The 13,096-nt window shown below is 74.6% G+C and carries 8 protein-coding genes; 6 read left to right on the forward strand and 2 right to left on the reverse strand.

Going from position 1 to position 13,096, the window contains the following annotated elements:
* Positions 1-20 precede the first annotated feature (20 nt).
* Both Q1A09_RS19940 and Q1A09_RS19945 read right to left on the reverse strand, forming a co-directional pair.
* Positions 21-5,861, reverse strand: coding sequence for a DUF4011 domain-containing protein (locus tag Q1A09_RS19940; RefSeq protein WP_299959137.1), 5,841 nt, complete (start codon positions 5,859-5,861; stop codon positions 21-23).
* Between the two features lie 119 nt (positions 5,862-5,980).
* Complete coding sequence (locus Q1A09_RS19945; RefSeq protein WP_299959140.1) at positions 5,981-6,358, reverse strand: type II toxin-antitoxin system death-on-curing family toxin; 378 nt, start codon at positions 6,356-6,358, stop codon at positions 5,981-5,983.
* 213 nt (positions 6,359-6,571) lie between these two features.
* Between Q1A09_RS19945 and Q1A09_RS19950 the strand changes: the two genes are divergently transcribed.
* The 6 genes from Q1A09_RS19950 (at position 6,572) to Q1A09_RS19975 (ending at position 12,963) form a co-directional block, all read left to right on the forward strand.
* Positions 6,572-7,318: a matrixin family metalloprotease gene (locus tag Q1A09_RS19950; protein ID WP_299959143.1), complete on the forward strand. Its 747-nt coding sequence runs from the start codon at positions 6,572-6,574 to the stop codon at positions 7,316-7,318.
* A gap of 152 nt (positions 7,319-7,470) precedes the next feature.
* Complete coding sequence (locus tag Q1A09_RS19955) at positions 7,471-9,264, forward strand: bifunctional diguanylate cyclase/phosphodiesterase (RefSeq protein ID WP_299959145.1); 1,794 nt, start codon at positions 7,471-7,473, stop codon at positions 9,262-9,264.
* A gap of 46 nt (positions 9,265-9,310) precedes the next feature.
* Positions 9,311-11,080 carry a bifunctional diguanylate cyclase/phosphodiesterase gene (locus tag Q1A09_RS19960; protein WP_299959148.1) on the forward strand — a complete coding sequence of 590 codons (1,770 nt, stop codon included), beginning with the start codon at positions 9,311-9,313 and terminating at the stop codon, positions 11,078-11,080.
* Between the two features lie 305 nt (positions 11,081-11,385).
* The gene (locus Q1A09_RS19965) at positions 11,386-12,126 is read left to right on the forward strand and encodes a matrixin family metalloprotease (protein ID WP_299959151.1); all 741 of its coding nucleotides are present in this window, start codon (positions 11,386-11,388) and stop codon (positions 12,124-12,126) included.
* 169 nt (positions 12,127-12,295) lie between these two features.
* Positions 12,296-12,532 carry a type II toxin-antitoxin system Phd/YefM family antitoxin gene (locus Q1A09_RS19970; protein WP_299959155.1) on the forward strand — a complete coding sequence of 79 codons (237 nt, stop codon included), beginning with the start codon at positions 12,296-12,298 and terminating at the stop codon, positions 12,530-12,532.
* The gene (locus Q1A09_RS19975) at positions 12,532-12,963 is read left to right on the forward strand and encodes a type II toxin-antitoxin system VapC family toxin (RefSeq protein WP_299959207.1); all 432 of its coding nucleotides are present in this window, start codon (positions 12,532-12,534) and stop codon (positions 12,961-12,963) included. The genes Q1A09_RS19970 and Q1A09_RS19975 overlap by 1 nt, the downstream gene beginning before the upstream one ends.
* Positions 12,964-13,096: the final 133 nt, after the last annotated feature.

Here is a 13,096-nt window from a genome sequence, read left to right on the forward strand (position 1 = left end):
CTGGGCTGCTGACGGTCGGGTCAGCGGGCGCCGGGCGTCAGCAGTCCGGACGGCGAGGTCATCAGCAGGCCGGCGGACGTCGCCGCCGACAGTGCGGCCTCCAGGACGGCGACCTGGGCCGACGTACGGCGGCGGTAGCCGAACACCTCCAACGTCTGGGCGAAGAGCTCGTCCTTCGTCATCCCGGCACTCGCCCGGCACAGTGCGACCATCGCGTTGCCGATCTCCTCCGGCGCCACCTGCTCCATCGGTCGGGTCGCTGCCGGGTCACGGCGGAAGCCGGTCCAGGACGACCGGTCCAGCTCAGCGGGCCACACGAAGTCACCGTCCCGAACAGACGCAGGGACCAGCGCCGTCAGGGCGTCCTTGCGCGCCTGCGCCACCCGGCCCAGACCGAACGCGCTGGCCGCGAGCCGGGCCAGCCGGTCGAGGTGGATCGGCCCCTCGGCGTCAGCGCCGGCCTGCAGCACCCGTCCCACCCGCTCGGCCACCCGCCGGTTGCCCAGTTGGTCGAGGAGGCTGCGCTCACCCGCCGCCTTCGGCGTCCACGGCGTGAACGGCTCCTCGCCGTCCAGCATCACCGCCGGCGACTCGACCGCTACCGGCTCCGGCGCAGCCGCTGAAGGGGGCGCCGGCTCGGGCGCCACGGCCTGGATGGGGAGCGGCTCCACCGCGGGAGGAGTCGGAGGGGTCTGGGCGGCCGCGATCAGCCGCTCCACCACCGCCTCCCGGTCGGCCAGCCAGGCCGGCAGCCACACCCGCTCCACCGCCGGCCAGCGCAGCATCTCGCCGAGCACCTCCACCGGCAGCCCGTCGCGGTCACCGACCGTCCGCCGCCGTGCCCACGCCGGGCCGTCGAGCAGCACCGCCAGCACCGGTACATCCGGCGCCGAGGCCAGCGACACGGCCAGGTCCACCTTGAACTCCGACAGCCCGACGTCGGTCCGCACCACCAGTCCGCGAGCACGCAGTGCGTCGGCCACCTCGTCCCGGTGCCGGTCGGGGACCGAGGCGAACCGCGCGTCCCGCGGCAGCGCGTCGGTGCCGTGCGCTGCCAGGTCCAGGTACGCGCGCAGGTGCTTGATCCCCACCGACGACGTCTGCTCCGCCCGCAGCTCAGCCGGGTCGAAGGAGGAGAACACCACCACCTGTCGCCGGGCGCGGGTGATCGCCACGTTCAGCCGGCGCTCCCCGCCCACCTTGTTCAGCGGCCCGAAGTTCAGCGGCAGCTGGCCCCGGTCGTTGGCGCTGAACGCGGTGGAGAAGAGCACGACGTCCCGCTCGTCGCCCTGGACGTTCTCCAGGTTCTTGACGAACAGGCCCTCGCCGTCGGTGCGGTCCAGCGCCTCGACCAGCTGCTCGTCGCCGGCGTCCCGCAGCAGTGCATCGATCAGCGCCCGCTGCTGGGCGTTGAAGGTGACCACGCCGATCGAGGGCGGCTCATTGGGGGAGAGGGCGAAGCGCCGGCGGATCTCCGCCACGATCGCCTCCGCTTCGACCGGGTTGGTGCGGAGCAGCTTGCCCGCACCCGAGCGGTGGAACGTGCCGTCGACCCGGACCAGGGAGACACCGCGACCGTCCGGGGCCGAGGAGGCCGGCCCGTGCACCGGCGCCGGGAAGGAGGACAGCCGGTTCTCGTAGTACTGGCCGTTGCTGAACGCGATCAGCGACTCGTCCTGGCTGCGGTAGTGCCAGGACAGCCACTGCCGCGGCACCCGCGCCTGCACGCACTCCGAGAGGATCGACTCCTCGTCCTCCACCGCGGTGGCCAGGTCCTCGGGCAGCGCGTCGTCGTCCGTCGTCGACTCGGCGAAGGACGTCGGCGGCATCTGCTTGCTGTCCCCGACGACGACCGCGGCGTCCGCCCGGCCCAGCGCGCCGACCGCGTCAGCGACCCGGATCTGCGACGCCTCGTCGAACACCACCAGGTCGAACAGGCCGGCCCGGGCCGGGAAGAAGCGGGCCACCGAGTCGGGGCTGACCAGCACGCACGGCATGACGGCGGTGATCAGCTCGCCGTACTCGGCGATCAGTCCGCGCACACCCAGCCCGCCGCGCTGCCGGTTCAGCTCCCGCTGCAACGCACCCACCCGGCCCCCGCGCGCGGTGACGTCGAACGTCCGCGCCGCCACCACGGAGGCGGGCAGTGCCGCGGTCAGGTGCCGGCGCACCGCCCGGGACGCCGCCGCGAACCGGGAGATCGCCCGCTCGTGCACCGGCGAGTCGAAGACGGCCAGCCCGGTGGCCTCCTCCCGCTCGGTCATCGACGCCCCGGCCAGCCCCAGCTCGAAGGAGCGGACGGCGTCGTCGGCCGGTACCGCGCCGGTCAGCAGCGCCGAGCGGGCCTCGCCCAGCCCTGCCGCGCGCAGCGGCTCCACGGCCGCGAGCAGGTCAAGCCAGCGGCGCAGCGACGGCACCCCGGGCGCGGTGACCGCGCGCTCGGCGCGGGTCGCCTGCCACCGGGTGATCAACCCGTCCGCGCCGGCCCACGCCACCAGCTGCTCCGGGGTCGACCGGCAGACGGCCAGCAGCTGCTGCAGCGCGCCCTCCGCGCGGCCGACCGCCGCCGCGGCAGCCGGGTTGGTCGCCGGACCCTGGCTCAACAGTCCACGCAGCGCCCCGGGGAAGCCGTCGCTGCCCGCGACCACCGCACCGGCCAGCCGCAGCCACTCGACCTCCCGGTCGACCAGGCCCGGATCGGTCAGCGGGTTCCAGTCAACGGGCACCTGCAGGCCGGGGATCGCCGCGGCCCGGGCGGCCAGCGCCCGCGCCGCCGTCTGCGCGGCGAGCAGGGACGATGCCAGCGCCGGCACCGCCTTCGGCGCCACCTCACCGGTCAGCACCGGAGCCAGCCGGTCGCGGACGGCGATGAGCCGCTTCTTGCGACCGAAGAAGCCCGACTGCGCGGCGGCCTCCCCGGCGGCGGCGATGTCCGCCAGCGGCAGGTCCAACGCGGCCGGCGTGGCGCCGTGCAGGCCCGGTGCTGCGCAGAACGCAGCGACGTCGGCCGACAGCGCGGCCGTCTCCATGCGCCAGCGAGCCGACCGGGTCTCGTCCAGCACCGTCACGTCGACCGGTGGGCCGTCCAGCACCCGGGCCAGGCCGGCGAGATCAGCAGGCGTGCCCACCGCGGCCAGCACCGGCGCCAGCCGCGCCGACCCCAGCAGCTCGGTGAACGCGGAGTCGACCGCAGCAGCGGCGGTCGCGGCGGCCGAGGCGTCGACGATGACGTCCACGAACCCCCACGGGTGAGCCGGTCGGGGCCGGGCCAGGTCGGCAACGTCTGGCAGCGCGGCCAGTGCGCGCCGCACCGTTGCCACGTCGTCTCCGGTCAGCCCACCGACCGCAGCGGGCGAGACGGGCAGCGGTGCCACCGAGTCGCCCACGCTGAGCGCGCCGGTGTGCGCGCTGTACAACGACAGGCCCGCGGCGTTCGGCTCGTGCAGCCGGGTGGCATACCGGGCCAGTGAGCGCCGGGCCGAGCGGAGGTCCTCGCCGTCGGCGGCCAGCCCCTGCTCGTCGACCTGCACCGCGTGCTCCAGCGCCGCCCGGATCTGGGCCCGCACCACGGCCGGGCGGCTGCCCTTGTCGTGCAGGTCGAGGGCGAACGGGCCCATCCCGACCGCGTCCAGCCGCCGGGCGACGACGTCCAGCGCGGCGCGCTTCTCCGCGACGAACAGCACCCGCTTGCCGTCGGCGACCGCCCGGGCCAGCAGGTTGGTGATGGTCTGCGACTTGCCCGTCCCGGGCGGGCCCTCGAGCACGAACGTCCGGCCGGCGGCGGCCTCGGCGACCGCGGTCAGCTGCGAGGCGTCCGCCGGCACCGGCACGGCGGCCGCGAGCTCGTCGAGGTCGACCGAGCCGTCCTCGGCGACCGGGTCGTCGAACGGGTCGGTGGGGGAGTGCACCAGGTGGGCGACCAGCGGGTTCTCGCTCAGCGTCGCCCAGTGCTCGTCCAGGTCCTTCCACAGCCGGAACTTCGCGAACGCCAGGATCGCGAGGTCGGCGGTCGGCTCGACCCGGTACGGCAGCCCCTGCTCGGCCAGCGCGACGCGCATCGCCTGGAGTGCGGCGTCCAGGTCGATGCCGGCGCCGTCCTCGGTCGGTTCGGCCAGGCCGGGCACGCTCAGGCCGTGCAGCTGGCGCAGCTTCTCCAGCAGGCAGTAGTTGGGCGTGCTGGTGCCGGACTCGTCCACGGTCAGCCGGTAGGCCCCGGACCGGGAGTGGGCCTTCAGCACGACGGGCACCAGGATCAGCGGGGAGCGCAGCGGCCGGCCGTCGAGCTCCCAGGCGAGGCTGCCCAGCGCCAGGTACAGGTTGTTGGCGCCGGTCTCCTCCAGCACCGTCTTCGCCTTGTAGGCCAGCGCGCGCATCCGGGTCAGGTAGGAGGCCTCCGGGACGTCGACGTAGAGCCCGCGGCGGTCCAGCAGCAGCTCGGCCAGCTGCTCCTGCGGCAGCTCCCGGGCCGAGCGCAGCCCCCGCTCGCGCTGGACGGCGGCCAGCTGGTCGCTGGGCAGCAGGGTCAGCGCCGTCCCGCCGTTGACCAGGTCCTCCAGCGCGCCCAGCTGCGCGTCGGGCACGGTCAGCGCGATCCCGGCGCGCGGCGTGTAGTTGATCAGCCGGTTGCGCAGGCTCAGGTCCAGCAGCGCGTTCTTCCACTGCGCGATCCGGGGCGGGGCTGCCTCACGAGCATCCAGCGGCGCCGCCGTCCCGCTGTCGGCCGGGCGTGCCGGGCTGCTGTGCACGGCCGGCCGGTACTCGACCACCTGCACGGTGCCGTCGGCGCTCCGGGTACGGGCCGGCAGCGGGAGGACGCCGTCGCGCCGGGCGCGGTAGACGTCGACGACGCCGATCACCCGGTCGAGCTCGCCGGTGAGCCAGGCCGCGTACGGCGGGCGGTGCAGCTCGTCGAAGCCGACCGGCTCGCTGCGGGTGGTCAGCATCGTGGTCTCCACCAGCCGGATCAGCCCCAGGTCGACCAGGTTCACCAGGCTGGCGACGTCGGTGATCGCCGAGCTCTGCGCCGACAGCTCCTCGCGCCAGTAGCCGAGGAAGGCGTGCCCCTCGACCAGCCACAGCAGCGGCCGGATGCCGGCCTGCTCCAGCGCGGCGGCCAGGACGACGACCAGGTCCAAGCAGGTGCCGACCCGCTCGTCGAGCACCTCGCCGGGCGTGCGCACCTTCTGCCCGGCGTCGGCCCAGCTGGCCGGCGGCTCGCTGTAGCGGACGCTGCGGGCCTGCACCGCGGCGCAGATGGCGGCCACGATCGCGTCGACCCGCTCGGGGCCGGACTGGTAGCCCTGGATCGACGGGCTGCCGGTCTCCGTGCGCAGCACCTCGGCCGCCTCGGCGACCAGCGCGGGGATCGACGGGTGGTTGGGCAGCACGTGGGCGGCGAGCATCTCCATCGCCAGCTCCAGGGGGGTGGCCAGCCACTGCGCGGCGGCCAGGAGCTGCACCGGCACGCGCGCCCGCCCCAGCACCTCGCCGTCCTTCTCGACCAGGACCGACAGCCAGCCGGGACGGCGCTCCTCGACCTGCAGCATCGCCGCCGGGTCCAGCCGCAGCCCGACGTCGGTGAGCACCGTGGTGTGGCCGGGGTCGATGTCGGCGAACAGCTCGACGGCCTCGCCGATCGGGCCCTCGGCGTCCCGGACGCCCACGTGGACGCTGGCGTGCCGCACTGGTGTGTCGCGCCCGGTCAGCACCAGCTGGGAGACGACGGCGATGCCGTTGTGCGCGAGCGCATAGCTGAGCACGGGCACCGCGGTGACCTCGACGGTGACCTGCGCCCCCGGCGCCGCTCCGGTGGTCGCCTCCACGTCCGTCGTTGCCAGCTGGAGGTCCACCGGGTCAGCCATGCACCCTGTCTACCGGCAGCCAGCGACGAGCCGGTGCAGGCTCGTGACTGGTGTGGCAGCTGGGGCAGCAGCGGGCGAGGCGGGTAGGAACTCGTGGGTACGAGCGGTCGACGCGGGTCTCAGGTCCAGGGCTCGGTGCTCGATGACAGCCGGGCGGCGATGGGCTCGGCCTCGTCGATGTCGCCCGCTGCGACAGCCATGATCAGGCCGTATGCCTCGTCGTTCGACAGGGTCAGCCGGACGCCGTTGATCCCGTAGAACGCGATCGTCCCGGCCAGCGACAGCCGCTTGTTGCCGTCGACGAGTGCGCGGTTGCGGGCCAGCGAGTGCAGCAGGGCCGCCGCCTTGGCATGGATCGAGAGGTAGGCCTCCTCGCCGAACGCCGTCGACCGCGGCCGGGCCAGCGCAGACTCCAGCAGCCCGACATCGCGCAGCTGCACGTCACCCAAGGTGCGTGCCGCCACGTGCAGCAGGTCGTCGAGATCGAGGTAGACCACTGACCGAGGCGCTCGAGGGCCTCGGCGTAGCGAGGGAGTTCGGTGTCGAGCACCCGGTCGAGGAGCTCTCGTTCGCTGGTGCGCTCGATGTAGTCGCGCACTGCCTGGCGGGCCACCTCTTGCATCGACCGGCCCTCGAGCTCGGCCCGGCGGCGCAGCGCCCGCCGCGCGCGGAGGCCGCGCACGTGGACGGGCATCGGGGGAGCGCTGCTGGTGGTCGGCGTCGTGGCGGCCGCCGCCGTCGCCGTCGAGCTGCTGCCCGGCCTCGAGGCGACGGGCGCGGATCGCACCGCGCCGACGGCCGGCATCGAAGCGGCCGACGACCCGCTGGGCACCCCTCTCGCCCCGCCTGCGGGTGGCGGGGCCCACCAGTTCGCCCAGCTGCAGGACGACGGGGTCGCGCCGGTCGCCTACGACCCGTGCCGGCCGGTGCACTACGTCGTCCGTCCGGACAACGCCCCGTACGGTGCCGACCTGCTCGTCTCCGACGCCGTCGCCCGGATCTCCGCGGTCACCGGCCTCCAGTTCATCGACGACGGCGCCACCGACGAGGCCCCGAGTGACACGCGCGATCCCTTCCAGCCCGACCGCTACGGCGACCGCTGGGCGCCTGTGCTCATCACTTGGGACACGGTCGCCGAGCAGCCCGACTTCGCCGCCGACGTCGCGGGCCAGGCCGGCAGTCTCGCGGTCTCGGTCGGCGACGGCTCGGCTGTCTACGTCACCGGCGCCGTCGAGCTGGACGCCGCCCAGTTCACCGAGATCGTCGGCCGACCGGGTGGTCAGGCGGTCGCCCGCGCGATCGTGCTGCACGAGTTCGCGCATCTGGTGGGCCTGGACCACGTCGACGACCCGGCCCAGCTGATGTACCCGACGACGTCGGCCGTCCTGGACTTCGCCGCCGGCGACCTCACCGGCCTGAGTCGGCTGGGCGCGGGAGCCTGCGTCCCCGCTCTCTGACGGTCGACAGCCCGACGCCCCGGGGACGAGACGGCGTTCCAGCGGATGGCCGAGGAGAGCGGGACGGGGGGGCCCGAGCGAGCCACACGACCGGCTGGGCCTCACCCCGAGGGGTAGCGGAACCGGGTAGTTCCGCCGGCACCGTCAACCTCGTGCGCGACCGGACCGACCAACACCAGGTGACCTGGTCGACGGCGCCCGCGGTGGCGACACCGCGGATGATGGCGCGCATCCTCGCGACGTTCTACGTCGCCGCCGGGATCGCCGGGCTGTTCGCCGTCTTCGGGCCGGACGCCGGCGCGCAGGGCCGCTGGGTCATCTTCACCGTCGCGCTGGTCGCGCTCGCCTGCGGCGCGGTCGCCTTCCGCTGGGCCGGTCACTGGCCCCGGCACGTCTTCCACTGGCCCGTCGCCTCGGCCGCCGCGCTCGTCGCCTTCGCGGTCACCGTCAGCCCCGACGCCGCCACCGCGATGGCCGCCGCCTCGATCATGGCGTTCATCGCAGTCGACGCCTTCTTCTTCTTCAGCCTGCGGCTGGCGTGGCTGCACATGGCCTTCGGGCTCACCGCGGTCACCGCGGCGCTGCTCACCCAGGACGACGTCCCGGCGTCCATCGCGCTGGCCCTCGACGCGGTGATCGTCGCGCTGGGCACCGTCGTCCGCGGGCTGGTGATCCGCGCCTCCAGCGCGAGCCGTGACCCGCTGACCGGGCTGGCCAACCGCCGCGGCTTCGACGACGCGCTGCACGAGCTGCGCACCGCCGCGGCCCGCACCGGCGAACCGCTGTCGGCCGCGCTGCTCGACCTCGACCACTTCAAGCAGATCAACGACACCGCCGGACACGAGGCCGGTGACCGGGTGCTCTGCCGGATCGCCGACGTGTGGCGCCGGGAGCTGCCGGGCTCCGCCGTCCTCGCCCGGCACGGCGGTGACGAGTTCGCCCTGCTGCTGCCCGGGCTCGCCGGCGCCGACGCGCTCGCCCTGGTGCGCCGCATCTCGGCCCAGCACCCGGAGATCGGCGTCTCCTGCGGCGTCGCCGAGCTCCGCCCCGGGCAGGGCGCCGCCGAGCTGATGCGCCGCGCCGACCGGGCGCTCTACGACGCGAAGGCCGCCGGCCGCGGCCGGTGCGAGCTGGAGGGCGGCGCCGGCTCCGCGCTGGCCCGCGACCTGGCCGGCGCGCTCGCCGCCGGCGACGTGCAGGTGCACTACCAGCCGATCGTCGACCTGCAGGACGGCGCCGTCGTCGGCGTCGAGGCACTCGCCCGCTGGACGCACCCCGAGCACGGTCCGTTGCCGCCGGAGGAGTTCGTCGCGGTGGCCGAGCAGAGCGGCCTGGTGCACGCCCTCGGCGCGCACGTGCTGCGCACCGCCTGCACCGAGCTGGTCGACGTGCGCACCCCGGCCGGGCAGCCGGTCACCCTCGGCGTCAACGTCTCCGGGCGCGAGCTGAACGACCCCGGCTGCGCGCTGCGGGTGCAGCACGTGCTCGCCGACACCGGTTTCCCCGTCGAACACCTCGTGCTCGAGGTGACCGAGGGCCTGCTGGAGGGGGAGTCGCCGACCGCCGTCGCCACCCTGCACGCGCTGCGCACCGCCGGCATCAAGGTCTCCATCGACGACTTCGGCACCGGCTACTCCTCGCTCAGCCGGCTGGACACCCTGCCGGCCGACGTCCTCAAGCTCGACCGCTCGTTCATCGCGACCGTGCACTCCTCGCCGCGTCGCGCGCAGATGCTGCAGACCCTGGTGGAGATGTGCCTGGGCCTCGGCCTGGACGTGGTCGCCGAGGGCGTGGAGACCGCCGAGCAGGAGGCCGCCGTGCGCGCGATGGGCTGCACGTTCGCGCAGGGCTGGCGCTACGGGCGGCCGGTGCCGCTGGCCGAGCTGCTCACCGGGCTGCGGGCCGGCGCCGAGGCAGCCGACCGCGAACCCGCCTACCGTGGCTGAGGCAGCTCCCCGCTCCGGAGCAGGCGTCGACGGAGGAGGGGACCCCGTGCGGCAGGTCCGGTCGGGCGCCCCCGAGGTCGCCACACCACTAATGACCGCGCGCATCCTCGCCGTCTTCTACGCCTTCGGCGGGAGTGCCGGGCTGCTCGCCCTGCTCGGCGCGAGCCCGCACTCCGACCGGAGCTGGGTCGCCGCCGGCATCGGGACCAGTGCCCTGATCGGTGCGGTCGTGCTCGCACTCTGGGGCCCGCGCTGGCCGCGGGCGGTGTTCCACGTCCCGGTCGGTGCGTCCACCCTGCTGCTCGGGTCGGCCGTCGCGCTGGTGCCGGACCCGCTGAGCGCCGTCGCGGTCGCGTCGATCGTCTCCTTCGTCGCGGTCGACGCGTTCTTCTTCTTCCGGCCCGGCCCGGCGGTGGCCCACCTGGGTGCCGCGCTGGTCGGGGTGAGCACTGTGCTGGTGCTGCGCGGTTACGTGCCGGTGCCCACCGCCCTGTCGCTGGTCGCGGTCGTGCTGGGCCTGGGCGTGGTCACCCGCGACCTGGCCTGGCGGGCGACCAGCGCCAGCCGCGACCCGCTCACCGGGCTGGCCAACCGGCGCGGTTTCGACGACGCGCTGCAGGAGCTGCTCGCCGCAGCCGACCGCCGCCGGGAGCCGCTGTCCGCGGCGCTGCTGGACCTGGACCACTTCAAGCAGATCAACGACACCGACGGGCACGAGGCCGGCGACCGGGTGCTGGTCCGGGCCGCGGAGAGCTGGGGCGCCCGGCTGCCCACCGGCGCGGTGCTCGCCCGGCACGGCGGCGACGAGTTCGCGCTGCTGGTCCCCGGCCTGACCGGCGACGCCGCGCTCGCCCTGGTGGAGCGGCTCACCGGGCCGGACCTGGGCACCGGCGTCTCCTGCGGGGTCGCCCAGCACGTCCCGGGGGAGACCGGGGCGCAGCTGATGCGCCGGGCCGATGCCGCCCTCTACACCGCCAAGGCCGCCGGCCGCGGCCGTAGCGCCCTGGACGGCGACCGCGACAGCCGGCTGGCCACCGAGCTCGCCGCCGCGATCGCCACCGGGGAGCTCACGGTGGCGTTCCAGCCGGTCATGGCGCTCGGCGCGGCCGACCAGGTGATCGGCGTCGAGGCGCTCGCCCGCTGGCAGCACCCCGAGCGGGGCGCCGTCCCGCCGGACGAGTTCATCGCCCTCGCCGAGCAGCGCGGCCTGATCACCGCGCTCGGCGAGCAGGTGCTGCGCACCGCGCTCACCCAGCTCACCGCGCTCCGCGCCACGACCGGGCGGCAGCTGCGCCTGGGCGTCAACGTGTCGGTGCACGAGCTGGCCGACCCGGGGTACGTGCCGCGGGTCGCCGCGCTGTTCGCCGAGTTCGGCTGGCCCGCCGACCACGTGATCATCGAGGTCACCGAGACCCAGCTGGAGTGCGACGTCGCCGTCGTCCGGCAGAACCTCGAGGCACTCACGGCGCTGGGGCCGATCGTCGCCGCCGACGACTTCGGCACCGGGTACTCCTCGCTCAGCCGGATCGACGTGCTGCCCGTGCAGCACCTCAAGCTCGACACGTCGTTCACCGCGTCGATCACCACCTCGCCGCGCCGCGAGCAGCTGCTGGCCAGCATCGTGGCGCTCGCCGACAACCTCGACCTCGGGCTGGTCGCCGAGGGCGTGGAGACCGTCGAGCAGGACGCCCTCCTGCGCCGGCTCGGCTGCCGGTTCGCGCAGGGCTGGCTGTACGGCCGGCCGATGCCGGTCGCCGAGCTGGCGCTCTGGCTGGACGCCCGCTCCGCGGACGGCGCCTTCTCCACCGTGCGCTGAGCACCGAGCGCCCTGCCCCGAAGGGGCGACGAGGGGTCCACCGAGAGCCGTCCGTCCACTACGAAGGGCATCGGAACAAGACCGGCCGATGAGGGGGAGCAGTGCGCCAAGGGCAGGACCGGCGGTCGCACGCTCCCCACGGCCTCCGTACGTCCCCGACCGGCCGCGTGCCGCAGTGGGTGCTCGACGAGTCGGTCGGGCGGAGAGAGCCGTCGGAGGCCTGGCGCGCCTGGACTCCCGCACAGCCCCCCGCTCTCCCCGCGCGGAAGCAGCGCCCGTGGCGGGGTCTCGGAGCAGCAGTGCTGGTGGTCGCCGTGCTGACGGGGGCCTGGCTCCTCGGCCTGCTGCCCGGGGTCGACACCACGGGCACCCGGCGGACCGTGCCCAGCCCGGGCGTGGAGGCATCCGACGGTCCGCTCGGCACGCCGCTGACCCCGACGGCGGGTGGGACCTTCGCCTTCGCCCAGCTGCAGGACGACGGGGTCGCCCCCGTCGCCTACGACCCGTGCCGGCCGGTGCACTACGCCGTCCGGCCGGACAACGCCCCGTACGGCGGTGACCAGCTCATCGCCGACGCCGTCGCGCAGATCTCGGCGGTCACCGGGCTGCGGTTCGTCGCCGACGGCCCCACCGACGAGGCAGCGGACGAGCAGCGCGCACCGTTCCAACCCGACCGGTACGGCGACCGCTGGGCGCCCGTGCTCGTCACCTGGAGCACGGTGGCCGAGCAGCCCGACTTCGTTGCCGACGTGGCGGGCCAGGCCGGCAGTCTCGCCGTCTCGCTCGGTGACGGCCCGGACGTCTACGTCACCGGCGCCGTCGAGCTGGACGCCGCCCAGTTCGCCGACATCCTCAGCCGGCCGGGCGGTCAGGCCGTCGCCCGCGCGATCGTGCTGCACGAGTTCGCACACCTGGTCGGCCTGGACCACGTGGACGACCCGACGCAGCTCATGTACCCGACGACGTCCGACGTGCTCGGCTTTGCGGCGGGCGACCTCACCGGGCTGAGCCGGCTGGGGTCCGGCGCCTGCGTCCCAGCACTCTGAGGGTGTGCCGACCGGGCCGGGCGCGAAGGAGCGGTGCTCGTCGAATCCGTCGGCGAACCGACCTGATCGCCTGCTTGCCAACGCGATGCGCCGTTTCGTATCGTTTGTACATCTCTGATGTACACCTGGAGGTGTGGTGACCGAATCGGCTGATCAGGATGTGCGTGCCGTGAGCGTCGCGGAGGCTCGCGCTCGCTTCAGCGAGCTGCTCGACGCCGCGGAGGCGGGGGAGACCGTGGTGATCACCCGGCGTGGCGAGCCGGTGGCCGAGCTGCGGGGGCGTCCCAGGTCTCCCCGGACCGGTGCGCGTGACCTCGGCTGGCTGGCTGAGGAGGTCGGGAAGATCTCGTGCAGCCCCACCGACTCCGGCGATCTGGTCCGCGGGATGCGGGACGAGCGCTGGTGATGCTCTACCTCGACACCAGCGTGCTCATCGCGCTGGTCACGGCCGAACCTCGCAGCGCCGCGCTGCGCAGCTGGGCAGCAGCCGTCGACGACGTCCTCGTGACGTCGGACTGGTCGCTGACCGAGGCGGCTTCGGGTCTGTCCATCAAGCAACGCACCGCCGTGCTGACCGAGGTCGAGCGGCTGGTCGTCGATCGCGCGCTGTCCCGGTTCCTGGCCGAGAACGTCGAGGTCGTCGGCGTACACCGCGCCGACTACCGCACCGCAGCCCGGCTGTCGGCTCGGCCCACTCCTCCGCTGCGCGCCGCGGACGCCCTGCACCTGGCCGTGGCTGCCCGGCACGATGCCGTGCTGCACACGTTGGACGACCAGCAGGCAGCCGGTGCCCGGGCGCACGACATCGGCGCGGTGGTCCCGGTGCCGCGGGCCTGACCGTCATCGGTTCCGGCGTGCCGATCACGCTGGGCGGGACACCTGCGACGGGCGGGGTGCCCGGTGGTGAGACGTGTCTCGGACGGCCGCGTACGACACGAGCACGCAACCCGACCGTGGCACTGTGGAACTC

Source organism: uncultured Modestobacter sp. (assembly GCF_947486615.1).
Lineage (GTDB): Bacteria > Actinomycetota > Actinomycetes > Mycobacteriales > Geodermatophilaceae > Modestobacter.